This is a genomic window from Shinella zoogloeoides, from assembly GCF_020883495.1.
GTDB classification, from domain to species: Bacteria; Pseudomonadota; Alphaproteobacteria; order Rhizobiales; family Rhizobiaceae; genus Shinella; species Shinella zoogloeoides.
In genome coordinates, this window is the sequence record NZ_CP086610.1 from 2,320,326 (window position 1) to 2,344,937 (window position 24,612).

Here is a 24,612-nt window from a genome sequence, read left to right on the forward strand (position 1 = left end):
CCTCAATCCCCGTCGAAGGCAACCAGCGTTCGCACTTCCACGCCGAGCGCTTCCAGCTTCTTGCGACCGCCGATGCCCGGCAGGTCGATGATGAAGCAGGCCGCGACGATATCCGCGCCCATCTGCTGCAGCAGCTTGACGGCCGCCTCCGCCGTGCCGCCCGTCGCGATCAGGTCGTCGACGAGGATCACCTTTTCACCCGGCTTGATGGCGTCCTTGTGCATCTCCATCTCGTCCACGCCGTATTCCAGGCTGTAGGCGATACGCACGGTCTCGTGCGGCAGCTTGCCCTTCTTGCGGATCGGCACGAAGCCGGTCGAAAGCTGGTGCGCCATGGCGCCGCCGAGGATGAAGCCGCGCGCCTCAATGCCGGCGACCTTGGCGATGCCGATGCCCGCATAGGGATGCACCAGTTCGTCCACCGCGCGGCGGAAAGCGCGCGGATTGCCGAGCAGCGTGGTGATGTCGCGGAAGACGATACCGGGCTTGGGATAGTCCGGAATGCTGCGGATCGCGGCGACGAGTTCGTTTTCAAGCGTAGACATGAGGGTTCCCGACTGCGGAGGGCTTCGTCCGGTTATTGCAGGTGAGGCGCGGCCCCACAACAAAAAAGGCGGCCCGAAGGCCGCCTTTCGACAGAGCAGCGAGCCGCTCAGTGTTCCTTGTTCGCGTAGACCGACTTCTTCGTCAGGTAGATCAGGCCGGTGAAGATCACCAGGAAGACCATGACCATGAAGCCGGTGCGCTTGCGCGCTTCCAGGTGCGGCTCGGCGGCCCACATCAGGAAGGCGGAAACGTCGCGGGCGTACTGGTCGACCGTCTGCGGCGAGCCATCGTCATAGGTGACCTGGTCGTCGGAGATCGGCTTTGCCATGGCGAGCGCCGCGGCGCCGGCGAAGTACGGGTTGAAGTGCGTGCCCTCGGCGATGTCGAGATGCGCCGGCTTCTCTTCGTCGTAGCCCGTCAGCAGCGAGTAGATATAGTCCGGCCCGCCTTCCTGGTACTGCGTGAAGATGTCGAAGACGAACTGCGGGAAGCCGCGGGTGATGCCGCGCGCCTTGGCGATCAGCGAGAAGTCCGGTGGAGCCGCGCCGTTGTTGGCGGCGGCCGCTGCCTGCACGTTCGGGAACGGCGAGGGGAAATGGTCGGACGGGATGGCCTTGCGGGTGAACATCTCACCGTCGCTGTTCGGGCCGTCCTGCACTTCGTAGTTCGCCGCGAAGGCCTTCACCTGGGCTTCCGAGTAACCGAGGCCTTCCAGCGTACGGAAGGCGACGAGGTTCATCGAATGGCAGGCAGAACAGACTTCGGTATAGACCTTCAGGCCGCGCTGGAGCTGGCCGCGGTCATACTTGCCGAACGGACCTGCGAAGGACCATTCCTGCTCGCGCGGGTGGTTCATGGGGAAATGCGGGGTGGCGTGTTCCGCTTCCGCACCGGCAGCGGGCGCCGCCTCTTCCGCCGTGGCGAAGGAGACGCCGAGACCGGCGACGAGTGCGAGCGACAGAATGCCTGCAACAAGCTTTTTCATTGTCATGGTTCCTTTCGTCGCTCGTCTCAGGCCTTGGCCGCCTTGGCGTTCTTCTGTTCCAGAACCGCTTCCGTGATCGAATTCGGAATGCGCTTCGGGGTTTCGATCAGGCCGAGGACCGGCATGATGACGAGGAAGAAGCCAAAGTAGTAGAGCGTGCCGAGCTGCGAGAGGATGACGTAGATGCCTTCAGCGGGCATGGCGCCGAGCCAGCCGAGCATGATGGCATTGGCCACGAACAGCCAGAAGAACAGCTTGTACCACGGGCGATAGACGGCGGAACGAACCTTGGAGGTGTCGAGCCACGGCAGGAAGAACAGGATGATGATCGAGCCGAACATCACCAGAACGCCGCCGAGCTTCGAGTCGATCGGGCCGACATTGAAGGTGATGGCGCGCAGCATCGCGTAGAACGGCAGGTAGTACCATTCCGGAACGATGTGGGCCGGGGTGCGCAGCGGATCGGCCGGGATGTAGTTGTCCGGGTGGCCGAGGTAGTTCGGCATGTAGAAGACGAACCAGGCGAAGACGATCAGGAAGACCGATACGCCGAGGGCGTCCTTCAGCGTCGCATAGGGCGTGAAGGGAACGGTGTCGGTCTTGGACTTCACCTCGACGCCGGTCGGGTTCGTCTGGCCGGTGACGTGCAGCGCCCAGATATGCAGGACGACGACGCCGGCGATCATGAACGGCAGCAGGTAGTGCAGCGCGAAGAAGCGGTTCAGCGTGGGCTGGTCGACGGCGAAGCCGCCAAGCAGGAACTGCTGGATCCACTCGCCGACCCACGGGAAGGCCGAGAAGAAGCCGGTGATGACCGTCGCACCCCAGAAGGACATCTGGCCCCAGGGCAGAACGTAACCCATGAAGCCGGTGGCCATCATGAGCAGGTAGATCACCACGCCGAGAATCCAGAGGATTTCGCGCGGCGCCTTGTAGGAGCCGTAGTAGAGGCCGCGGGCGATGTGCAGGTACACCGCAATGAAGAAGAAGGATGCGCCGTTGGCGTGCATGTAGCGCAGCAGCCAGCCGTGGTTCACGTCGCGCATGATCTTCTCGACCGAGACGAAGGCCTCGTTGACGCTGGCCACGTAATGCATGGCGAGCACGATGCCGGTCAGGATCTGGACGATCAGCATCACCGACAGCATGGCGCCGAAGGTGTAGGCATAGTTCAGGTTGCGCGGAACCGGATAGGAAACGAAGCTGTCATGGACCATGCGCGGCAGAGGCAGGCGCGAGTCGACCCATTTTTCGATGCCAGTCGTCGGCTGGTAGGTTGAATGTTCAGCACTCATTATCAGTAGTCCCCTCAACCGATCTTGATGACTGTGTCGGATTCGAACGAGAAGGTCGGCACGGCGAGGTTCTGCGGAGCCGGACCCTTGCGGATACGACCGGCAGTATCATAGTGCGACCCATGGCAGGGACAGAACCATCCGCCGAAATCGCCGGCCTGACCGAGCGGAATGCAGCCGAGATGGGTGCACACGCCAACCATGATGATCCAGTTCTCCCGGCTCTCCCCGGCCGAACGGTCGAGGTCGGTGGCCTGTGCGTCGGCCGCGATATTGGCGTTGCGGGCGACCGGGTCCTTGAGGTCGGAAAGCGCGACGGCCTTGGCTTCCGCGACTTCCTGGTCCGTGCGGTTACGAATGAAGACAGGCTTGCCGCGCCACTTGACCGTCAGCGACATGCCGGGCGTCAGGCTGGAGACGTCGACTTCGACGGCGCCGAGCGCCAGCGTGGACGCATCCGGACGCATCTGGTCGATGAACGGCCATGCGACCGCTACGCCGCCCACGACGCCCGCCATACCGGTGGCCAGGTAAAGGAAATCGCGGCGAGTGGGCTCGCCCATGGATTCGCTTGTTGTCTCGTGTTCGCTCACGGCTAAACCATCCTCTCACGCAATGTCTGCGGAAACCGCAACGCCCCTTTGGAAACCGGCAAGATCCGGACACAATACGGCCATAGATTCCCCGTCAATCCGGCGCGTTCTATGCTTGATCGCAAATTATGTCCAGCCTTGGCAAGGGGAGGTGGGCACATTGTCGCGGGAAAAAGCCGGCATCTTGACAAAGCATATGCGCCGCCTTGAACATTCGGGCCTTAACGGCTGAAAAACCGAGCGAAAAACGACGCCCGGCGGCCCTATTGCGCCGCTTCCTCATGGCCGAGGAATCCGCCCGACTGGCGCGCCCACAGATCCGCATAGAGACCACCCCGCGCGACCAGTTCCGCGTGGGTCCCCTCCTCCACGATATGGCCGCGATCCATGACGATCAGCCGGTCGAGCGCGGCGATGGTGGAGAGGCGATGGGCGATGGCGAGCACGGTCTTGCCGCGCATCAGGCGCTCGAGGTTCGACTGGATCGCCGCCTCGACTTCGGAATCGAGCGCCGACGTCGCCTCGTCGAGCACGAGGATCGGCGCGTCCTTCAGCATGACGCGGGCAATGGCGATGCGCTGGCGCTGGCCGCCCGAAAGCTTGACCCCGCGCTCGCCGACATGGGCGTCGTAGCCGCGCCGGCCGCGCTGGTCCTCGAGCGTCAGGATGAACTCGTGCGCCTCGGCCTTGCGCGCCGCCTCGATCATCTCCGCCTCCCCCGCATCGGGATTGCCGAAGAGGATGTTGTCGCGGATCGAGCGATGGAGCAGCGCCGTATCCTGGCTGACCATGCCGATATTGGCGCGCAGGCTCTCCTGCGTGACGGCGGCGATATCCTCGCCGGCGACGAGGATGCGGCCACCCTCCAGATCGTAGAAGCGCAGCAGCAGGTTGACGAGCGTCGACTTACCCGCGCCGGAGCGCCCGACGATGCCGACCTTCTCGCCGGGGCGCACGGCAAGCGAGAGGTCCTCGATGACACCGGACTTGCGGCCGTAGTGGAAGCGGACATTCTCGAAACGGATATCCGGCCGGGCGACCTTCAGCTCCCTCGCATCCGGCCGGTCGACGAGGCCGATGGGCTGGGAGATGAGGTCGGCGGAATTCTGGATCGTGCCGATATTGCGCATGATGCCGTTGAGCTGCGTCATCAGCCGGTTGAGCAGGAAGTTCAGCCGCAGCACCAGCGCCATGGTGAAGGCCACCGCGCCGGAACTGACGATGCCGCCGAGCCAGAGATGGATGCAAAGCACCGCCATGCCGGCGATCATCAGGCCGGAGAGGAACGCCATCGAGGCGCGCACGGCCGTCAGCAGCCGGGTGAAATTCAGGATCGTCGCCTGGAAAGTATCGAAGCCGTCGCGCATGTAGCGGTCGTTGGCGTCGTCGCGGCCGAAGAGTTTTAGCGTCTGGATGTTGGAATAGGCGTCGACCATGCGTCCGCTGATCATCGACCCGGCCTCGGCGGAGAGCCGCGCCTGCTCGCGGATGCGCGGCACGTAGGTGCGCGCCAGCACGGCGAAGATCGCCAGCCAGACGACGAGCACCGCCGCCAGCCGCCAGTCGAGCCGGCCGAGCAGAACGAGCGTCGAGGCCGTATAGATCGTGACGAACCAGACGCTCTCCATGAAGGAGGTGATGACATCGCCCGTCGCCTGCCCCGCAGACCAGACCTTGGTGACGATGCGGCCGGAAAAATCGTTCTGGAAGAAGGAAAGCGACTGGCGCGCGACATGCACATAGGACTGCCAGCGCACCAGATTGTAGAAGCCGGGCGTGATGACCTGCTGGTCGACCAGCGCCGTGAGGAAGGCGACGGCAAAGCGCACGACGCCGATAAGGCCGAGCATCAGCAGCAATTCAGGCCCATGCGCGGCAAGCAGCCCGCTCCACCCCGCGCCCGGCGTCACGGTCGCCAGCATGTCGACCAGCCGCCCGACGAACCAGAACGTCGCCGCCTCAATACCGGCCGTGATGCCGCCGAGAACCAGCAGCGCGGCGAACGGCGCCTTGGCCTGCCCGACATAAAACCAGATGAAGGCGAAAAGCCCCTTCGGCGGCCGCAGGTCGTCGCGCCGGGCGAAGGGCTGGATCCAGGTCTCGAAGAAGGAGAAGAGCGGCCGGAAAATCATGTCCTCGATATAGGAGGTTTTGCGCGGGGGGCAAATTAAAGATCGGCAAGGTGGGTGGACGAACTAATCCTCGATGATCCGCTCGATATCCCGACGCCCGTGGAGCACACGGACGATGAGAAGTTCGGTGTCCGTGACGAGATAGTAGAGCTTCATCTCATCGAATCCGTCGATGGGCCACGTTCTCAGGCCGGCAAGCCGTCGGCTCCGCATCGGACGCGGCGACCCTGCATGCGGCGTATGCGAGACGTGGTCGATTGCCAGCCGTGCGGCCTCGATAAAACGGTCGGCGAGGTGGTCCTGTCCGATCTCGATGAAATAGCCGGCCTGCTTGAGCATGTCGGCACGCGCGGCGGGAAGGACGACGGTTTTCAACGCGCCCCGCTTTTGCGCGGCCGAGCGGCGAGGAGCTGCGCCGCCTCCGATTTCAGGTCCGCCCAGAAAGCGGCATCCGGCGCATCGCCCTTGCCGGAGGAGAGCCCTTCCAGCAGCAACGCTTCGAGCCGGGCTTCATTTTCCTTCTCCTGCGCCTCGCGCAGGAGACTGCGGAAATATTCGCTGACATTGCCGTAGCCCTTCGTCTCGAGCTGGCTTTCGACAAAGGACTTCAGGGTATCGGGCAGGGAAATGGTGATCGTCGCCATTGGAACGCTCCTTCTTGCGGCAAGATAGCATCTCTCCCGGCGCATCCCAACAGATAAGAACAATTATGAAAGCGCCCCTGTTCCCAGGGGCGCTTTCCCTGACATTATTCCGCCGCCGCTTCCGCCTCGGCCGCGTCGTCCGCGATGAAGCCGCCGGACTGGCGGGTCCAGAGGTCGGCGTAGATGCCGCCCTTTGCGACCAGTTCGCCGTGGGTGCCCATTTCGTGGATGTGGCCCTTGTCGAGCACCACGAGGCGGTCCATTTCCGTCAGCGTCGAGAGGCGGTGGGCGATCGCGATCACCGTCTTGCCTTCCATGAGGGCGAAGAGGTTTTCCTGGATCGCCGCCTCGACCTCGGAATCGAGCGCCGAGGTCGCCTCGTCCAGCACCAGGATCGGCGCGTCCTTCAGGAAGACGCGGGCAATCGCGATGCGCTGGCGCTGGCCGCCGGAAAGCTTCACCCCACGCTCGCCGACCTGGGCATCGAGGCCGGAGCGGCCCTGCTGGTCGTTGAGGCTTTCGATGAAGTCCCAGGCATTGGCCCGCTTGGCCGCCTCGATGATCTGCGCGTCGGTCGCATCCGGCTTGCCGTAGGCGATGTTGTCGCGGATCGAGCGATGCAGCAGCGAGGTATCCTGCGTCACCACGCCGATCTGCGCACGCAGGCTGTCCTGCGTGACCGTCGCGATGTCCTTGCCGTCGATCGTGATCTTGCCGGACTCCAGATCGTAGAAGCGCAGCAGCACGTTCATCAGCGTCGTCTTGCCGGCGCCGGAACGGCCGACGAGGCCAACCTTCTCGCCGCCGGCGATGTTGAGCGACAGGTCCTCGATCACGCCCTTATTCTTGCCATAGTGGAAGCGGACACGGTCGAAGTCGATGGCGCCCCTGGCAGCCGGCAGCGCCGGGGCCTGCGGCTCGTCCTTGATGTCGTGCGGCTTGGTCATCATGCCCATGCCGTCAAAGACCGTGCCGATATTCTCGAACAGCGCGGTCACTTCCCACATCACCCACTGCGACATGCCGTTGATACGCATGGCAAGGCCGATGGCGACGGCCACCGCACCCACGCTCACGTCGCCCGCCATCCAGAAATGAATGCCGACGGCCGCCGTGAGGAACATCGCGATGACGTTGTTGATATCGATGGCGATGTTGAACCGCGTGATGAGACGCATCTGCTTGTGTACGGTGACGAGGAATTCGTCCATGCCCTCGCGGGCATAGGTTTCCTCGCGGCCGGCATGGGAGAACAGCTTGACCGTCGCGATATTGGTGTAGCTGTCGACGATCCGGCCCGTCATCATCGAGCGCGCATCCGCCTGCTCGCGCGAGACCACCATGAGCTTCGGCACGAAATAGCGCAGGATGCACAGATAGACGACGAGCCACACCAGCAGCGGCACGACGAGGCGCAGCTCCGCAGAGGCGATGATCGCGATCATCGAGACGAAGTAGCTCACCACATAGATGAAGACGTCGATGATCTTCATCACCGTCTCGCGCACGGCAAGCGACGTCTGCATCACCTTGGTCGAGACGCGGCCGGCGAACTCGTTCGAGAAGAAGGCCATGCTCTGGCGGATCAGGTAGCGGTGCATCTGCCAGCGGGCGATCATCGGGAAATTGCCCGCGAGCGCCTGATGCATGGTCATGGTGTGCAGCGCGCCGACGACCGGGATGACGACGAGCAGCAGAAGGGCCATCCAGATGAGCGTTCCGCCCTCACGGGCAAGGAACGTGCCGGGATCGCCGGCCGACAGCCAGTCCACGATATTGCCGAGGAACTGGAACAGCACGACTTCCGCGATGCCGAGCACCATGGAGCAGAAGCCGAGCAAGGCCAGCCACGGCGCGGCAGGGCGCGTATAGTGCCACAGGAAGGCGAACAGGCCCTTCGGCGGCAGCGAGGGCGCTTCCGAGGGATAGGGATTCAAACGACTTTCGAACCAGCCGAACATGGCTTTCTCCGTAATGAAAGACGGAACCGGCATGGACGGCGCAAAACGGGCGCGGTCGGGAATGGGTTCCGGTAGGTTTGCCGCGCGGCGACGAAAAACGTCACACGGCGATTGGAAATGAAGGCAATCTGGGAATCTGGACGGCGGAGTGCCTAGGCGAGAAGAGGCGTAAATCCAGCCGGGAGACGTAGCCGATGCGTGGTATTCATCATGATCCTCCCTTTCTCGCGTTGCAGATGACCTTGGTTACCCCGGAATGGCGCAATTTGCCAGACACTTCGTCGCACGTTCGCATCTGAGGCCAATTCTGTTGCCATGACGCCACATCTGGACCAGAGTCTTTTGTTTTCGTTTGTCTCTTCGGGAAAACCGGCTACCGCTTTTCCCTGACAAACTCTAGGCGACGGCCATGCCAGACCTTCGCATCGCCCTCTACCAGCCCGACATTGCCGGCAACACCGGCACGATCCTGCGTTTCGCGGCCTGCCTCGGCCTTGCCGTCGACATCATCGAGCCGGCCGGCTTCGACATTTCCGACCGCAGCCTGAAACGTGCCGGCATGGACTACCTCGCCACTGTCACGCTCACGCGGCATATCAGTTGGGATCGCTTCGAGGAATGGCGGCAGGCGAGCGGCCGCCGGCTGGTCCTCGCCTCCACGAAGGCGGCGGGCCTCTATACGGACTTCGCCTATCGGCCGGACGACATCCTGCTCCTCGGCCGGGAAAGCGCCGGCGTGCCGGACCGCGTGCATGAGCGCGCGGACGGCCGGGTGCTCATTCCCATGGTCGAGGGCCAGCGCTCCATCAATGTCGCGCTCTCCGCCGCGATGATCTGCGGCGAGGCGCTACGCCAGACGGGCTTTGCGTAAGACTTCGGACCGACCGACATTCAGTTCAGGCTGAGCCGAAAATGGTGCTTTTCCGGGACCCGGAGCGCAGCGTACTTTCGGTACGTGAGCACCGGAAGCCCGGGAAAGCGCCATTTGCAGGCCGGCATGGACTGAATGTTGGTCGGTCCTAGCCGAGGCGTGTCGCCAGCAGCTTGTCGACGCGGCGGCCGTCCATGTCGACGACCTCGAAGCGCCAGCCCTGCGTCTCGGTGATCTCGCCGGTCTTCGGCAGCTTCTGCAGCGACTCGATGACGAGGCCGGCGGCCGTCTGGTAGCTGCGGCGGGCCGGCAGCGACAGGCCGAGCCGGTCGGCCATCTCGTCGATGGGCATGGAGCCGGCGATCAGCCAGGAGCCGTCCTCGCGCTGCACCGCGTAATCGTCGTCGCCTTCCTCGATATCGGCGCGGAATACGCCGGCAATCGCTTCCAGCACGTCGGCGGGCGTGATGACGCCTTCGAAGTGGCCGTATTCGTCGTGGATCAGCAGGATCGGCACTTCCGAATTGCGCAGCGTCTCCAGCACGCGCATCGCATCCATCGTGTCGGGCACGATGGGCGCCTGGCGAATGAAGGCGCGGATATCGAGCGGCTGGCCGGTCAGCATGGCGGAGAGCAGTTCGCGCTTCTGCACGATGCCGACGATGGTTTCCGGCCCGCCATCGGCGACCGGCAGGCGGGCATGCGGGCTCTCGACGAGCTGCTGGTGGATTTCCTCCACCGTGTCGTCGAGGTCGATCCAGTCCACGTCGTTGCGCGGCGTCATGAGACCCCGCGCCTCGCGGTCGGAAAAGCGCATGACGCCGGCGATCATCAGCTTCTCGCCGCCCTCGATGACGCCGGCGGCCTCGGCCTCGGCGACGATGGTCTTGATCTCCTCGTCGGTGACGATGCTTTCGGCAACCTCGTGCTGGCCGAGAAGGCGGAAGATGAGGCGCGTCGAGGCGTCGAGCACCCAGACGGCGGGTGCGCCGACCTTGGAAAGCAGCGACATGGTGGGGGCGACCAGCGTTGCGAACCGTTCCGGGTTCTTCAGCGCGATCTGCTTGGGCACCAGCTCGCCCACGACGACCGACAGGAAGGTGATGACGGAAATGACGATGCCGAAGCCGAGCGGATCGGCCAGCCAGTCCGGCACGCCTTCGGCCCGCAGGATGTCACGCAGGCGCCCGCCGAGCGCGGCGCCGGAGAAGGCGCCCGCGAGAATACCGATGAGCGTGATGCCGATCTGGACGGTGGAGAGGAATTTTCCGGGGTTTTCCGCAAGCTTCAGCGCAGATGCAGCGCCACGCGATCCCTGGGCCGCCATGGTCTTGAGACGCGGCTTGCGGGAGGAAACGATGGACAGCTCGGAAAGGGCAAAAACCCCGTTCAAGAGAATGAGGAAGACAGCAATCGCGAGTTCGAACAAGGACTATGAGCCGTGCTTTAGAACCGCAACGGCGCCTTTCTGTTGATGACGATGGCCGCAAGATAGGGGCGCGCGCGTCCGCCGTCAATCGAACGTGCCGATCACGCTGCCGTCAGGGTCGCATCAATCGGCGCTCGGCAACCGGCGCATGGTGAATTCGATGCGGTCACCCTCCAGCATCCGCCAGCTTTCCACCTCGGTCCAGTAGGCGGCTTTCGGCCAGAGATCGAACCATTCGCGCGCCTTTTCCCGCGCGGCCTGCCGTTCGAGGCAGAAGGTCTCGCGCACGAAATGTCCCTCTCCGGCGGGCTTGCCGCGACGGTGGCGCTCGATCCGGCGGCGAAGGCCTTCGAGCGGGGGCGGTCCGGGAACACGCGCCATGCAGACGTTCCTCCTGGCGGCACATTCGACAGAAGGAACATAAGTCGGCCCCGCGGCTTTTGCGAGTCCCCTCGCCCCGGCCGCAAACGCCCCGCACGGTTGCAAAACGGCGCAAAGTTGGGGACTGTGGCGAAAATGCGATTCGACGGCATCCGCCGCCAGCGGGATAGTGAACCATGGAACGACCAGACCTGCCGAAAGGCTTGCCCGAGGATATCGAAGACAAGAAGGCCATGGCCCGCGCCTGGTTCGAGCAGTTGCGGAGCGCGATCTGCGCAAGCTTCGAAGCCCTCGAGGACGAGCTGGAAGGTCCGCTCTCCGACCTGCCGCCCGGCCGTTTCGTCGCCAAAGACTGGCTGCGCGAGGACGGCGAAGGCGGCGGCGGGCGCATGTCGATGATGGAAGGCCGCGTCTTCGAGAAGGTCGGCGTGCACACGTCGACGGTCTACGGCGAATTCTCGCCGGAATTCCGCGGCCAGATTCCCGGCGCCAGCGAGGACCCGCGCTTCTGGGCTTCCGGCATCTCGCTGATCGCCCATCCGGTGAACCCCAACGTGCCCGCCGTGCATATGAACACGCGCATGGTCGTCACCACCAGCCGCTGGTTCGGCGGCGGCGCGGACCTGACGCCGGTGCTCGACCGACGCCGCGTGATGAGCGACCCGGACACCGCCCTCTTCCACAAGGCGATGGAAATCACCTGCAACCGCCATCCGGTCGCCGACCACGCGAAATTCAAGGACTGGTGCGACGAATACTTCTTCCTCAAGCACCGGAACGAGCCGCGCGGCACCGGCGGTATCTTCTACGACTGGCTGCACTCGCCGGAAGAGCTGGGAGGCTGGGACGCCGACTTCGCCTTCACGCAGGATGTCGGCCGCGCCTTCGCCATGGTCTATCCCAAGATCGTGCGCTCCAACTTCAACAAGGGCTGGACGGAGGAGGACCGCGACGAACAGCTCGTGCGCCGAGGCCGCTATGTCGAGTTCAACCTGCTCTACGACCGCGGCACGATCTTCGGCCTGAAGACGGGCGGAAATGTCGACTCCATCCTCTCCTCCCTGCCGCCGGTGGTGCGCTGGCCCTGACGGCGCGCCATTAGCGGGCTTGTGATTACGGCTTGAGCGGCCTTCGTGGTATCATGCCCCTGTCTGATTCCATCAGGGAGGCAGCCATGATCCATGCGGTACAAGATGCAGCGCATCCGGGCCCCGACCCGCAATCCGCCGATTTTCTCGATCGTTTCGCCGAAACCATCCGTGCCGAAAGCGGCATGGACCTGCCGCACGACTATTTCGTCGCGGAGGCCCGGCTGCGGCTTTCCCGCCGCACCGTCCCGTCTTCCGGCGGGCCGGAATCGTCGGCCTGTTTCGATTGCTGGGCGAAAGGCGAGCACGTCGCCTGACGGCGACGATAATATCGAGCCGGGGTGGAACCCCGGTCAGCCCCTCGCGTTTGTGAAGACAACCGCCCGGGGCAAGCAACCCGCCGGCGGTTTGGCCGCTCCGGCCTCATCTGCTACACTGGTCCCGTTGAAACGACAGGAGATAGTCATGAGACTTTTTGAATGCGGTTCACTCGTCCCCGGATGCGACTGGCATACGCGGGCCAATGACGACGCCGAAGTCGTCCGCCGCGCGGTGGAGCACATGCGCACCGCCCATGGCGAGACCATGATCCGGGAGAGCATGGTCGAGCATATCAAGGAACGCATCGTCAACGAGAAGGCCGCCGACGCCGCCTGACGGCGGCGGCTCAGCCTTCCGTTGCAAGAACCTCCAGCCGGGCAAGCAGCTTTGCCCGGCTCTCATGGAAATTCCCGGCAACCCACGCGTCCTCGATGGCCGACAGCGCCGCGCCGACCTTCGGTCCGGCGGGAATACCGGCGGCCAGCACATCCGCGCCCGTCAGCGGGAAGGACGGCTTCCGCCACTTGCCGGCGCGCGCCAGAAGCCGCTGGCAGAGGCCGGCGCAGACCAGCGCCGCGGGATCGCCCGGCCCGCGCGCCCGCGCGGCGGCAAGCGCCAGCCTGAGGCGCATCACCAGCCCTTGCGGCCCGTTTCGGTACAGCAGCCGGTCGAAGGCGGTTTCGGCAAGCTTCGGCGCAATCTCCGGCGCGGATGCCCAGTAATCGAGCATGGCGGCTTCCGCTTTGGAAAGACGCAGGCGCTCGGCGAGCCGCTTCAGCCGCTCCCGGTCGGCGGGCACCATGGCGGCAAGGCGCAGCAGCGCGTCCGGCGTCCAGCCGAAGGCCTTTTCCGCCTCGATCAGGCCGGGAATGGCGTCGATGCCCCACTTTTCCGTCTCGGGCAGGATTTCCGTGAGAACGCCCGCCTGCCGCATCCACAGCAGCGCGCGGCCCGGATCGGGCGCGCCGAGCAGCTTCTTCGTCTCGGACCAGACCCGCTCGGCCGACAGCCTTGCAAGGCTCTCCTTCGCCCGCGCGCAGGCCTTCAGCCCCTCCGCATCCGGCCGGCCGCTGCCATAGAGCGCGAAGAAACGGAAGAAACGCAGGATGCGCAGGTGATCCTCCGCGATGCGCGTCGCGGCGTCGCCGATGAAGCGCACCGTGCGGCTTTCGATATCCGGCAGGCCGTTCACGAGGTCGATCACCGCCCCGTCCTGCGTGGCGTAGAGCGCATTGATGGTGAGGTCGCGCCGCTCGGCATCGGCCTGCCAGTCGGTGCCGAAGGCGACTTCCGCGTGCCGCCCGTCCGTCGCGACATCCCGGCGCAGCGTGGTCACCTCGAAGGGCACGCCGTCGATGACGAGCGTCACCGTACCGTGTTCGATGCCCGTCGGCACCGCCTTGATGCCCGCCGCCTTCGCCCGCTCCACCACGGCCTGTGGCCGCAGGGTTGTGGCGATATCCACATCGGCCACCGGCAGGCCCATCAGGCTGTTGCGCACGGCCCCGCCGGCCACGCGCGCCTCGCCGCCGTCGCCGTTGAGCAGCGCCAGCACGCGCATCAGCGCCGGATCGGAAAACCATGTCTCGCCGGAGACAGACGTCATGCATAGAGCCTTTCATAGATCACCCGCACGATGCCGGCGGTGATGCCCCAGATGTTATGCCCCTCATAGGGCATGCGATAATAATGCCGCTCGTCGCCGAGCCAGACGCCGCTGCCCCGTTCGTGGTTGCGCGGGTCCATGAGGAAGGAGAGCGGCACGTCGAAGACCTTCTCCACCTCGGCCGGATTGGGAACCAGTTCGAAACCCGGCTGCACCACCGCCAGCACCGGCGTGATCGAGAAGCCCGACAGCGCCTTGTATTGCGGCAGCCGGCCGACAGGTTCGACGAAGCGGCGGTCGAGGCTGATTTCCTCCTCCGCCTCGCGCATCGCCGCCGTCTCGGCGTCGCCATCCTCCGCATCCACCGCCCCGCCCGGAAAGGCGACCTGGCCGGAATGCTTGCGCATGGTCGCCGTGCGCTGGGTGAAGATGACGCGCGCCTCCACGCCATCGTCGACGACGGGAACCAGCACGGCCGCATCGCGCAGCTTCATGTCCTCAAGATGGGGAATGACGCCGGGATTGAGCAGGCTGTCGCCGTGTTCGCGCCAGCTCTCCTCGCCGAGCGTCAGGGTCTGCGCGACGGCCCGGCGGCGGAATTCGGCGGCGCTGTAGGGCGCAAGGCTCATCGGGACAAGGCATCCAGTTCGGCCGCCGGCATGACCGGGAAGACCATTCCGCCGGAGCGCACCGCGAACATCGGCACGCCATCGATGTCGACGGTCTCGCCCAGCGCCACCAGATCGTACATCACCGCCCGCGAGACCAGCGCCTCCAGCCGGCCGCGCACGAGGAGATAGGGCTTCAGCTCGCTGTTCCCCCCCGCGATGACGAAGCGCAGCGGATGCTCCGGCCCCGCCCCCACCACATCGCCGACATTGGTGCGGAAGGTCAGCACCTGCGCCGCGCCCTCTCCGCTCACATTCATCTCCACCGCAAGGAAAGGCGCATCGACGACGCGGATGCCGACCTTCTCGACCGGCGTCACCAGATAGGTCTTCCCATCCTCGTCCCTGCGCAGGACCGTGGAGAACAGCCGCACCAGCGGCGCGCGGCCGATGGGCGTTCCCATATAGAACCACGTGCCGTCGGCGCGGATTTCCATGTCGATATCGCCGCAGAACGGCGGATTCCAGCGCTCGACGGGCGGCAGGCCACGCCCGCCGGTCTCGGCGCCTGCGCGCGAGATCAGGGCGGCCAGTCCCGCAGCGTCCGTGCTTTCGCGAATTTCACCCGTTGCCATTGTTCCGTCCCGGTTCACCCCTATCTCCGCGAGAGGAAAAGGTGGATACAGACACGAGATAGTCATTTCGTGGCCGCTTGTCAGCCACGGCTGCGCTAATAAGCTTTCCATAGAGCGGGCGAACGCGGCGGGGCCACGATTCGCCGGCCGCTTCAAACGGACTGGAGACGACCATGGGCGTTCTGAATTCCCCCGATGCGGGCCTCGACGAAAAGGCGGTGATCGCGGCCGCCGAACGCGCGCTGTCCGATATCGCCCGCATCCGCCAGGAAGTCGCCAAGGTCATCTTCGGTCAGGAAAGTGTGATCGAGCAGACCCTGCTCGCCGTGCTCTCCGGCGGCCATGCGTTGCTGGTGGGCGTGCCCGGCCTTGCCAAGACCCGGCTGGTCGCCACGCTCGGCACCGTGCTCGGCCTTTCGGCAAGCCGCATCCAGTTCACGCCCGACCTCATGCCCTCCGATATCCTCGGCTCGGAAGTGATGGATCAGGACGAGAACGGCAAGCGCTCCTTCCGCTTCGTGCCCGGCCCGATCTTCACCCAGCTCCTCATGGCCGACGAGATCAACCGCGCCTCGCCGCGCACCCAGTCCGCCCTGCTGCAGGCCATGCAGGAATATCACGTGACGATCGCCGGCGCGCGCAACGACCTGCCGAAGCCCTTCCATGTGCTGGCGACGCAGAACCCGCTGGAGCAGGAAGGCACCTATCCGCTGCCGGAAGCCCAGCTCGACCGCTTCCTGCTGCAGGTCGACGTGCATTATCCCGAGCTTGCCGCCGAACGGCAGATCCTCCTGGAAACCACCGGCCTCAACGAAGCGCGGGCCGACGCCGTCCTTTCCGCCGAGCGCCTGATCGAGATCCAGGCCCTTATCCGCCAGATGCCCGTCAGCGAGAAGGTGCTGGACGCGATCCTGTCGCTGGTGCGCGCCGCCCGCCCCGGCAACGGCAACGCCGCCACCGACAAGCATGTCGCCTGGGGTCCCGGTCCGCGCGCCGGGCAGGCGATGATGCTCTGCGCCCGCGCCCGCGCGCTCTACGACGGCCGCCTCGCGCCCTCCGTGGACGACGTGCTGGCGCTGGCCGAACCCATTCTCCAGCACCGCATGGCGCTGACCTTCGGCGCGCGCGCCGAGGGCATGTCGGTGCGCGACGTCATCGCAGGCCTCGTCCGGCAGGCGGGCGGCTGAACGGGATAGAAGCATGGCATCCGTCGGCCAGATCGTCCAACCGACCCCGACCCGCGAGATTCTCTCGCGGGCGCAGGCCCGCGCCGCCCTCATTCCCGATTGCATGGTGGAGGCTCGACGCCTCGCCAATACGGTGATCGCCGGCTGGCACGGTCGCCGCAAGCGCGGCATCGGCGAGAATTTCTGGCAGTTCCGCCCCTATGTCGACGGCGAGAGCCTGTCGCGCATCGACTGGCGGCGCTCGGCCCGCGACGACCATACCTATGTGCGCGACCGCGAATGGGAGGCCGCCCATACCGTCTGGATCTGGGCCGACCTTTCCCCGTCGATGATGTACAAGTCCAGCTTCGGCTCCGTCTCGAAGGAAAGCCGCGCGCTCGTGCTCATGCTGGCGCTCGCCGAAATCCTCGCCCGCTCCGGCGAGCGCATCGGCTGCCCCGGCATCATGGAGCCGATCGCCGCGCGCAACACCGCCGAGCGCCTCGCGACCGCCCTGATGCACGCGCCCGCGACCGGCGGCCTGCCGGACACCGCCATGATCCGCGGCAGCAGCGATATCGTGCTGATCGGCGATTTCCTCGATCCCATCGCCGATGTGATGGACCGCCTCGGCCCCCTCGCCCGCCGCGGCCTGCGCGGCCATGTCGTCGAGATCGCCGACCCGGCGGAGGAGCTTTTCCCCTTTACCGGCCGCACCGAATTCACCGACCCCGAGAGCGGCGAGAAGCTGACGGCCGGCCGCGCCGAAACGCTGAAGGACGACTACGCCCGCGCCTATGCCGCGCGGCGCGAGACCCTTGCCGATAACCTGCGCCATCTCGGCTGGAGCTTCGTTTCCCACCGCACGGACCGCCTCGCCTCCGAGGCGCTGGTGGCCATGCACGCCTATCTTTCCGGCATGCCGGCGATGCGGGCGGAAGGGATCGGCCGATGAGCGCGTTCGCCTTCGCCTTTCCCGCCGTGCTCGCCGCACTGGTCCTCCTGCCCGTCATCTGGTGGCTGCTGCGGCTGACGCCGCCCAAGCCCGCCAGCGAGGTCTTCCCGCCCTTCGCCATCCTCGCCTCCATCCTCAAGCGCGAGGAAACGCCCGCGCAAAGCCCCTGGTGGCTGACGCTGCTGCGCATGCTGATGGCCGCCGCCGTCATCCTCGCCATCGCCGATCCGGTCTTCAACCCGCGCACCAACACGCTTGCGACCAGCGGCCCGCTCGTCCTAGTCGTGGACAATAGCTGGGCCGCCGCCACCGACTGGAAGCGGCGCGCCGAGACCGCCTCCGCGCTGATCGACGATGCGGAGAGCCGTGACGTGCCGGTCTCGCTGGTGCTGACCGCCGACCGCGCGCACGACGCCGTTCCGGTCGACGCCGTGACCGCCCGCAACCGTCTCGCCGCCGCCGGGCCGCGCCCGCTGCCGGCCGAGCGCGGCGGGGCTGTCGCGGCGCTGCGCACAGCGCTCGACGGCACGACGCCCGGCACCCTCGCCTTCATCACCGACGGCATGGCGGGCAGCGGGACCGACGACACGGTCGCCGCCCTCAAGGCCCTCTCGCCCGCCGAGTTTCGCCTGATCGCCGGCGATGGCGCGCCCGCCGTCGCCGTCACCGCCGCGACCAATGGCGCGGACGCCCTTTCCGTCAGCCTGACCCGGCTCGTCGGCGGCCCGGCGCGCAGCCTGCCGCTGACCGCGCATGACAGCCGCGGCCGCCCCATCGCCACCGGCACCGCCGATTTCGCCGCCGGCGCGACCACGACGACCGGCACGATCGCCGCCCCCTTCGAACTGCGCAACGACTTCTCCCGCCTCACCATCGACGGGCTCGCCAATGCCGGCGGCACCTATCTGCTGGACAATTCCTTCCGCCGCCGCCGCGTCGCCTTCCTTTCCGGCGAGGTGCTGGATGCCAGCCAGCCGCTGCTTTCGCCGCTGCACTACATCAACCGCGCGCTCGCGCCCTATGCCGACCTCATCCAGCCGAGCGTGGCCGACCTTTCCTCGGCCATTCCCGAACTGCTGGAGCAAAAGCCCTCCGTGCTGATCATGGCCGATATCGGCCGCCTGCCGGAAGGCGTGCAGGACGAGGTGAAGCGCTGGATCGAGGCCGGCGGCATGCTGATCCGCTTCGCCGGCCCGCGCCTTGCCGCCGCGCCCGCCGACGATCCGCTGGTTCCCGTCATGCTGCGCAAGGGCGAACGCGCGCTCGGCGGCGCGCTCTCCTGGTCCGAGCCGCAACCGCTTGCCGCCTATCCGGCAGGCAGCCCCTTCTTCGGCATGCGCGCGCCGGAAAATATCCTCGTCAAGCGCCAGGTGCTGGCCGAGCCGACACCGGACCTTGCCGAACGCACCTGGGCAAGCCTTGCCGACGGCACGCCGCTGGTCACGACCGGCCCGCTCGGCGCCGGCCGCATCGTGCTCTTCCATGTCAGCGCGGAAACCGGCTGGTCCAACCTGCCGCTCTCCGGCGATTTCGTGGAAATGCTCCGCCGCACCGTGCAGCTTTCGCGCGGCGGCGTCGCAACGGGCGGCAGCGGCCAGCAGGCGCAGGGCCTGCCGCCATACCGCCTGATGACCGCAAGCGGCACGCTTGCCGCCGCCACCGGCGAGGCGAAGCCGCTCGCCGCCGGCGACGCCGGACGGACCGCCGCCAGCTTCGACAACCCGCCCGGCCTCTACGGCACCGCGGACGGCTATGTCGCCCACAACCTCTTCCCGGCCGGATACGCGATCGCCCCGCTCGCCCTGCCGGACGGCGCATCCATCCGGCGCGAGCCGCTGGCCGGTAAGGAGACCTGGTCGCTGAAACCGCACCTCCTCACCCTCGCCGCCCTGCTGCTGCTTGCCGATTGCGCCATCGTGCTCCTGATGGGCGGGGCCTTCGCCATGCGCCGCACGCCGAAGCGCGGCGCGGCCGCCGCCCTCGCCCTGCTGCTGGCCGCCGGAATGCTGGCCGTAGTGCCGTCCGAAAGCCGGGCGGACGATTCCCGGCCCGGCGACGAGGCGATCCTGTCGCGGCTCGACACCACGCATCTCGCCTATGTCATCACCGGCGAGAGCGAGGTGGACCGCATTTCCGAACGCGGCCTTGCCGGCCTCACGGAATTCCTCACCTACCGCACGACGCTGGAACCGGGCGAGCCGGTCGGCGTCGATATCGCCCGGGACGAGCTGGCGCTCTACCCGATCCTCTACTGGCCGGTGAGCGCCAGCGCCGAAATGCCCTCGGCCGCCGCGATCAGCCGGATCGACGCCTATATGCGCAGCGGCGGCACGGTGCTGTTCGACACGCGCGACCAGTTCGTCTCGCTCGACGGCAGTGCGGCAAGCCCCAACACGGAGCGGCTTCAGGCGATCCTCGCCAGCCTCGACATTCCGCCGCTGGAGCCGGTGCCCGCCGACCATGTCCTGACCAAGGCCTTCTACCTGCTCGCCAATTTCCCCGGCCGTTATGCCGGTGGCCCGCTCTGGGTCGAGGCCGAGCTGGACCGCAAGGAAGACCCTTCGCGCCCGGCCCGCGCGGGCGACGGCGTGTCGCCGATCATGATCACCGGCAACGATTTCGCCGGGGCCTGGGCGATCGACGCCAACGGCATGCCGCTGCTGCCGACCGTGCCGCCGGACGAGGTGCAGCGCGAGCACGCCTTCCGCGCCGGCGTCAACATCATGATGTACATGCTCACCGGCAACTACAAGGCGGACCAGGTCCACGTGCCCGCCCTCCTCGAACGGCTGGGGCAGTGACATGACGCTTCAGTTCTCCCCCTTCCTGCCCTGGATCGCCGTCGCCCTCATCGGCATTGCCGGCCTTGCTCTCGCCGCGCTCGGCCTGTGGCGGGGGCTGCACGGCGCTTTCCTGCGCGCGCTCGCCCTTCTGCTGCTGGTGCTGGCGCTCGCCAACCCGGTCTTCCTGCAGGAGGACCGCGAGGCGCTGTCGACGGTCGTTCCCGTCATCGTCGACCGCAGCCAGAGCCAGGGCAGCGAAGAGCGCACCGCCCAGACCGACGCGGCGCTGGCCGGCCTCAAGGAGCGCTTCGCTCACTATCCGCGCATCGAGCCGCGCATCGTGGAGGCCGGCGACGACGGCACGTCGGACACGCCCTCCACCCGCCTCTTCGACGCCCTCACCGCCGCCATCGCCGATGTGCCGCGCTCGCGCGTCGGCGGCGCGATCCTGATCACCGACGGTCAGGTGCACGACATTCCGGAAACCTCGGCCTTCTCCAGCTTCGACGCCCCGGTCCATGCGCTCGTCACCGGCCGGCCGGACGAGTTCGACCGCCGCATCGAGGTGGTCAGCGCGCCGCGCTTCGGCATCGTCGGCGAGGAGCAGGAGCTGAAGTTCCGCGTGGTGGACGACGGCAAGGGGCCGGACACGCCGGCCCGCGTGACCGTTCGCCTCAACGGCAACGAGATCGCCTCGGAAATCGCCCAGCCCGGCACCGAGCAACCGCTCGGCTTCACCGTGCCGCGCGGCGGCAACAATATCCTCGAATTCTCGGTCGATCCGGTCGAAGGCGAGATCACCACCGCCAACAACCGCGCCGTCCATGTCATCGAGGGCATCCGCGAGAACCTGCGCGTGCTGCTGGTCTCGGGCGAGCCGCATGCCGGCGAGCGCGCCTGGCGCAACCTCCTGAAGTCGGACACGGCCATCGACCTCGTGCATTTCACCATCCTGCGCCCGCCGGAAAAGCAGGACGGCACGCCGATCAACGAGCTGTCGCTGATCGCCTTCCCGACGCGCGAGCTGTTCGTCGACAAGATCAACGAATTCGACCTCATCATCTTCGACCGCTACCAGCATCGCGGCGTGCTGCCGATCCTCTACTACGACAACATCGCGCAATATGTGGAGAATGGCGGCGCGCTGCTGATCGCGGCCGGTCCCGAGCATGCCGGCAACGATTCCATCGCCGGCACGCCGCTTGCCGCCGTGCTGCCGGCAACGCCCACCGGCGCGATGAACGAGGCCCCCTTCTATCCGCGCCTGTCGGAGCAAGGCAGGAAGCACCCCGTCACGCGCGGCCTCGAGGGCGCGAAGGACGAGCCGCCCCATTGGGGCCGCTGGTTCCGCACCGTCGATGTGGAGCGCCCCGAGGGCAATGTCGTCATGGAGGCCAATGACGGCAAGCCACTCTTGGTGCTGAACCGCGCCGGCAAGGGCCGCGTCGCGATGCTGCTCTCCGACCAGGGCTGGCTGTGGGCGCGCGGCTTCGAGGGCGGCGGCCCGCATGTCTCGCTCTACCGGCGCACCGCCCACTGGCTGATGCAGGAACCGGCGCTGGAGGAAGAGGCGCTGACCGCGCGCACCTTCGGCCGCACGCTGCAAATCAACCGCCAGACCATCGGCGACGCGCCGGGCGAGGCGGTCCTCAAGCTGCCGTCCGGCGCCACGCAGCGGGTCGCGCTCAAGGAGGCCGAACCCGGCCTCTTCCGCGCCGAGATCGCCACGCGGGAAACCGGCCTCTACGAGATCACCAACGACAATCTCAGCGCCCTCGTCCATGTCGGCGCGGTGGATGCGCCGGAATTCAAGGCGACGATCTCGACGACGCAAACGCTGAAGCCGTTGGCCGAGGCCACGAAGGGCACCGTCCGCCGGCTCGTCGCCGAGAGCGGCGAGGCCGTCTCCCTGCCGCCGCTGCTGCCGGTCTCCGGCCAGATCCGCACGGTCGACGAGAACCGCCTGTCGCTGCGCATGACGGACGAGACGGTGCTGAGGGGCATCAACTCGCTGCCGCTCTTTGCCGGCTTTGCCGGCGTCGGCCTGCTGCTGCTCGCCTTCTCGGCCATGTGGTATCGCGAAGGGCGTTGACCTTACCCCGGTTTCGGCTAATCTGACCGCACGGCCGGAGGCGGCCGGCAGACCCGCGCCTTTCCTGAAGGCATGGCGAACGCCTCCTCAATACCCTTTCTCCACCGTTCATCGTTGGGCGAAGGCGTCGGCAATGCGGGCACTGACGGGAATTTCGCCGGAACGAAAGGAACGGACATGCGCGATTTTCGCGATGCCAAGGCCATGGCGAAAGCCATGCGGGAAACGCTGGCCGCCCGCAATATCGAGATCAACCACAGCGAAGCCCTCGAAATCGTCGCCCGCCAGTTCGGCGTGGAGACCTGGAACATCCTCTCTTCGAAGATCGAGGCGAAACCGCCGGCAGGCGGCATCGCCTTCGAGCAGGCCGTGCCCATCGTGCGCATCTTCGACGTGGCGAAGGCACATGAATTCTATCTCGGCTTCCTCGGCTTCTCCGTCGACTGGGAGCACCGCTACGGCGAGCGGTTCCCGCTCTACACGCAGGTCTCGCGCGGCGGGCTGCGGCTGCACCTTTCCGAACATGCGGGCGATGCCACGCCCGGCGGCAACATGGTCGTCTATATGAAAGGTATCAGCGCCTTCCAGAAGGAGCTGATCGGCAAGGACTACCCCTATATGAGACCGGGCCTCGAGGACGAGGGCACGCGGCTGGAGGTGACGGTGATCGACCCCTTCCAGAACCGCATCCGCTTCATGGAACTGAAGGACTGAGCGCCTTCCGGCGAGGGGTTCAACGCCCCTCGTCATCCCGCCAGGCGATGACGCCCTTCAGCCGCGCATGCGTATCTTCCGCGAAAGGCATGACGAGCACGCGCGCCGGATCGACCGGGCCGGGGAAGGTCAGAGCATTCCACGCCACCTTCTCGAAACCGAGCGGGCCGTAATAGGGCGGATCGCCGACGAGCACGACGGCCTCCGAGCCTTTCCGCCTGGCGGCCGCGCAGGCGATGCGCAGCAGCTCCCGGCCGATGCCCCGGTTCTTGTGCGAGGGGCGAACGGCGAGCGGGCCGAGCAGATGCGCCTTCACGCCACCGGCCAGAACGGGCGTCATGCGCACCGAGGCGATGGTCTCGCCGTCATCCGTGCAGACGAAGGAGAGCGAAAGGTCGTGCGGCCCCTGCTCGCGGATGCGCGCGGCGGCGCGCACATGCCGACCAGGGCCGAAGGCTTCCTCGTTGATCAGTTCGATGGCGGCGTCGTGGGAGGTATCTTCCGTCAGGTAGACGATATCGTGCTTGAGCATGTTCATGGATCAGGGACCGGATACGAAGCTGGAGATGCAGGTGATCGCGCCGCCGCCGAAGGGGGCGCAGCGTGAGCATCAGCGTCGTCGTGGGGTTCCCGTGGTGAACATGCCTGTCGTCTTCCTCGCCGGCTGGAGCGCCGGTGCTGGTCTGCGCGGATAGCAGAAATTTTCACTCTGTCAAAGAGCAAAACGCACCGTTCACTAAAAAGCGCCTATCCAGCCCTGCCCCATGCGCTATCTATGAACGCACGTTCAGGCCGCGATGGGCGGCGAAGGAGACAATCATGGGCATGCTCGTTGACGGCGTCTGGCATGACGTCTGGTACGATACGAAGGCGACGAAGGGCCATTTCCAGCGCTCCGTTTCGCAGTTCCGCAACTGGATCACACCGGATGGCGCGCCCGGCCCGACCGGCGAAGGCGGCTTTGCGGCGGAGGCCGGCCGCTACCATCTCTATGTCTCGCTCGCCTGTCCCTGGGCGCACCGCACGCTGATCTTCCGCAAGCTGAAGAAGCTGGAGGACCTGATCACTGTCTCCGTGGTCGATCCGCTGATGCTGTCGAAGGGCTGGGAGTTCAAGGGGGAGAATGGCGGCACGCTCGACCCGCTGTTCGGCGCAACCGCGCTCTATGAAGTCTATCTCAAGGCCGATCCGCACTATTCCGGCCGTGTGACGGTGCCGGTGCTCTGGGACAAGAAAGAGAACCGCATGGTCTCGAACGAATCGGCGGAAATCATCCGCATGTTCAACTCGGCCTTCGACCGCCTCACCGGCTCGCGCGACGACTTCTATCCGGAGCCGCTGCGCGCCGAAATCGACGCGCTGAACGACAGCATCTACGACACCATCAACAATGGCGTCTACAAGGCCGGCTTCGCGACGACGCAGGAGGCCTATGAGGGCAATGTGACGAAACTCTTCGCCATGCTGGACAGCCTGGAAGAGCGGCTTTCGAAACAGCGCTACCTCACCGGCGGGCGCATCACCGAGGCCGACTGGCGTCTCTTCACGACGCTGGTGCGCTTCGATCCGGTCTATGTCGGCCATTTCAAGTGCAACATCCGCCGCATCGCCGACTATCCGAACCTCTACGGCTACCTGCGCGATCTCTATCAGGTGCCCGGCGTCGCCGACACGGTGAACATGCGCCACATCAAGGAGCACTATTACCGCAGCCACGTCACGATCAACCCGACGGGCGTGGTGCCGGTCGGCCCTGAAATGGACCTTGCCTCCCCGCATGGCCGCGACGGACTGAAGGCGGCCTGAC

Annotated in this window: 25 protein-coding genes; 11 read left to right on the forward strand and 14 right to left on the reverse strand. The window is 66.2% G+C overall.

Features of this window, described 5'->3' with window-relative positions:
- Nucleotides 1-2: 2 nt before the first annotated feature.
- The 8 genes from K8M09_RS11590 to K8M09_RS11625 all read right to left on the reverse strand — a co-directional run bounded on the left by K8M09_RS11590 (nt 3) and on the right by K8M09_RS11625 (nt 8,156).
- On the reverse strand, nt 3-545 hold the full coding sequence (locus K8M09_RS11590) for an adenine phosphoribosyltransferase (protein WP_160786868.1): 543 nt from the start codon (nt 543-545) through the stop codon (nt 3-5).
- A 107-nt stretch (nt 546-652) separates the two neighbouring features.
- On the reverse strand, nt 653-1,531 hold the full coding sequence (locus K8M09_RS11595; protein WP_160786867.1) for a cytochrome c1: 879 nt from the start codon (nt 1,529-1,531) through the stop codon (nt 653-655).
- A 26-nt stretch (nt 1,532-1,557) separates the two neighbouring features.
- A complete protein-coding gene (locus tag K8M09_RS11600) occupies nt 1,558-2,826 on the reverse strand; it encodes a cytochrome b (protein ID WP_160786866.1) in 1,269 nt (422 codons plus the stop codon).
- Nucleotides 2,827-2,840: 14 nt separating this feature from the next.
- Nucleotides 2,841-3,419, reverse strand: a complete 579-nt coding sequence (gene petA, locus K8M09_RS11605) for a ubiquinol-cytochrome c reductase iron-sulfur subunit (RefSeq protein WP_160786865.1) — start codon at nt 3,417-3,419, stop codon at nt 2,841-2,843.
- 263 nt (nt 3,420-3,682) lie between these two features.
- Nucleotides 3,683-5,551, reverse strand: a complete 1,869-nt coding sequence (locus tag K8M09_RS11610; RefSeq protein ID WP_160786864.1) for an ABC transporter ATP-binding protein — start codon at nt 5,549-5,551, stop codon at nt 3,683-3,685.
- Nucleotides 5,552-5,614: 63 nt separating this feature from the next.
- A complete protein-coding gene (locus K8M09_RS11615) occupies nt 5,615-5,926 on the reverse strand; it encodes a type II toxin-antitoxin system RelE/ParE family toxin (protein ID WP_160786863.1) in 312 nt (103 codons plus the stop codon).
- Nucleotides 5,923-6,195: a type II toxin-antitoxin system ParD family antitoxin gene (locus tag K8M09_RS11620; protein WP_160786862.1), complete on the reverse strand. Its 273-nt coding sequence runs from the start codon at nt 6,193-6,195 to the stop codon at nt 5,923-5,925. Before K8M09_RS11620 ends, K8M09_RS11615 begins: the two co-directional genes overlap by 4 nt.
- Nucleotides 6,196-6,299: 104 nt before the next feature.
- Nucleotides 6,300-8,156, reverse strand: coding sequence for an ABC transporter ATP-binding protein (locus tag K8M09_RS11625; protein ID WP_160786861.1), 1,857 nt, complete (start codon nt 8,154-8,156; stop codon nt 6,300-6,302).
- A gap of 409 nt (nt 8,157-8,565) precedes the next feature.
- Here K8M09_RS11625 and K8M09_RS11630 point away from each other — a divergent pair, with 409 nt between their 5' ends.
- Complete coding sequence (locus K8M09_RS11630; protein WP_160786860.1) at nt 8,566-9,027, forward strand: tRNA (cytidine(34)-2'-O)-methyltransferase; 462 nt, start codon at nt 8,566-8,568, stop codon at nt 9,025-9,027.
- 148 nt (nt 9,028-9,175) lie between these two features.
- On the opposite strand, the gene K8M09_RS11635 is transcribed toward K8M09_RS11630, so the two are convergent.
- A complete protein-coding gene (locus K8M09_RS11635; protein WP_160786859.1) occupies nt 9,176-10,456 on the reverse strand; it encodes a hemolysin family protein in 1,281 nt (426 codons plus the stop codon).
- Between the two features lie 123 nt (nt 10,457-10,579).
- Nucleotides 10,580-10,837, reverse strand: coding sequence for a hypothetical protein (locus K8M09_RS11640; protein ID WP_160786858.1), 258 nt, complete (start codon nt 10,835-10,837; stop codon nt 10,580-10,582).
- 176 nt (nt 10,838-11,013) lie between these two features.
- On the opposite strand from K8M09_RS11640, the gene hemF reads away from it, so the two are divergent.
- From hemF to K8M09_RS11655, 3 genes are all read left to right on the forward strand, one after another.
- Complete coding sequence (hemF, locus tag K8M09_RS11645) at nt 11,014-11,925, forward strand: oxygen-dependent coproporphyrinogen oxidase (protein ID WP_160786857.1); 912 nt, start codon at nt 11,014-11,016, stop codon at nt 11,923-11,925.
- Nucleotides 11,926-12,011: 86 nt separating this feature from the next.
- Nucleotides 12,012-12,242 (forward strand): hypothetical protein, encoded by a 231-nt coding sequence (locus K8M09_RS11650; protein ID WP_160786856.1) that lies wholly within the window; start codon nt 12,012-12,014, stop codon nt 12,240-12,242.
- 148 nt (nt 12,243-12,390) lie between these two features.
- Nucleotides 12,391-12,582: a DUF1059 domain-containing protein gene (locus K8M09_RS11655; protein WP_160786855.1), complete on the forward strand. Its 192-nt coding sequence runs from the start codon at nt 12,391-12,393 to the stop codon at nt 12,580-12,582.
- Nucleotides 12,583-12,592: 10 nt separating this feature from the next.
- On the opposite strand, the gene K8M09_RS11660 is transcribed toward K8M09_RS11655, so the two are convergent.
- From K8M09_RS11660 to K8M09_RS11670, 3 genes are read right to left on the reverse strand one after another with little or no spacing between them, the layout of a single operon-like run.
- Nucleotides 12,593-13,852, reverse strand: a complete 1,260-nt coding sequence (locus K8M09_RS11660; protein ID WP_160786854.1) for a CCA tRNA nucleotidyltransferase — start codon at nt 13,850-13,852, stop codon at nt 12,593-12,595.
- Nucleotides 13,849-14,481 (reverse strand): CoA pyrophosphatase, encoded by a 633-nt coding sequence (locus tag K8M09_RS11665; protein WP_160786853.1) that lies wholly within the window; start codon nt 14,479-14,481, stop codon nt 13,849-13,851. Before K8M09_RS11665 ends, K8M09_RS11660 begins: the two co-directional genes overlap by 4 nt.
- The gene (locus K8M09_RS11670) at nt 14,478-15,095 is read right to left on the reverse strand and encodes a DUF1285 domain-containing protein (protein WP_160786852.1); all 618 of its coding nucleotides are present in this window, start codon (nt 15,093-15,095) and stop codon (nt 14,478-14,480) included. Before K8M09_RS11670 ends, K8M09_RS11665 begins: the two co-directional genes overlap by 4 nt.
- Before the next feature lie 173 nt (nt 15,096-15,268).
- Here K8M09_RS11670 and K8M09_RS11675 point away from each other — a divergent pair, with 173 nt between their 5' ends.
- The 5 genes from K8M09_RS11675 (at nt 15,269) to K8M09_RS11695 (ending at nt 22,805) form a co-directional block, all read left to right on the forward strand.
- On the forward strand, nt 15,269-16,282 hold the full coding sequence (locus K8M09_RS11675; protein WP_160786851.1) for an AAA family ATPase: 1,014 nt from the start codon (nt 15,269-15,271) through the stop codon (nt 16,280-16,282).
- A gap of 13 nt (nt 16,283-16,295) precedes the next feature.
- Nucleotides 16,296-17,216: a DUF58 domain-containing protein gene (locus K8M09_RS11680; RefSeq protein WP_160786850.1), complete on the forward strand. Its 921-nt coding sequence runs from the start codon at nt 16,296-16,298 to the stop codon at nt 17,214-17,216.
- Nucleotides 17,213-20,017, forward strand: coding sequence for a DUF4159 domain-containing protein (locus K8M09_RS11685; RefSeq protein WP_160786849.1), 2,805 nt, complete (start codon nt 17,213-17,215; stop codon nt 20,015-20,017). Before K8M09_RS11680 ends, K8M09_RS11685 begins: the two co-directional genes overlap by 4 nt.
- Nucleotide 20,018: 1 nt before the next feature.
- A complete protein-coding gene (locus K8M09_RS11690; RefSeq protein WP_160786848.1) occupies nt 20,019-22,091 on the forward strand; it encodes a hypothetical protein in 2,073 nt (690 codons plus the stop codon).
- A gap of 177 nt (nt 22,092-22,268) precedes the next feature.
- Complete coding sequence (locus K8M09_RS11695) at nt 22,269-22,805, forward strand: glyoxalase superfamily protein (protein ID WP_160786847.1); 537 nt, start codon at nt 22,269-22,271, stop codon at nt 22,803-22,805.
- Between the two features lie 19 nt (nt 22,806-22,824).
- Here the strand turns inward: K8M09_RS11695 and K8M09_RS11700 are convergent, their stop codons facing one another.
- Nucleotides 22,825-23,343, reverse strand: a complete 519-nt coding sequence (locus K8M09_RS11700; RefSeq protein WP_229341834.1) for a GNAT family N-acetyltransferase — start codon at nt 23,341-23,343, stop codon at nt 22,825-22,827.
- On the opposite strand from K8M09_RS11700, the gene K8M09_RS11705 reads away from it, so the two are divergent.
- Entirely contained in the window at nt 23,330-23,500 is a 171-nt protein-coding gene (locus K8M09_RS11705) for a hypothetical protein (RefSeq protein WP_160786846.1), read from the forward strand. The two genes, K8M09_RS11700 and K8M09_RS11705, sit on opposite strands and share 14 nt — an antisense overlap.
- A gap of 124 nt (nt 23,501-23,624) precedes the next feature.
- A complete protein-coding gene (locus K8M09_RS11710; protein ID WP_160786845.1) occupies nt 23,625-24,611 on the forward strand; it encodes a glutathione S-transferase family protein in 987 nt (328 codons plus the stop codon).
- Nucleotide 24,612 lies beyond the last annotated feature (1 nt).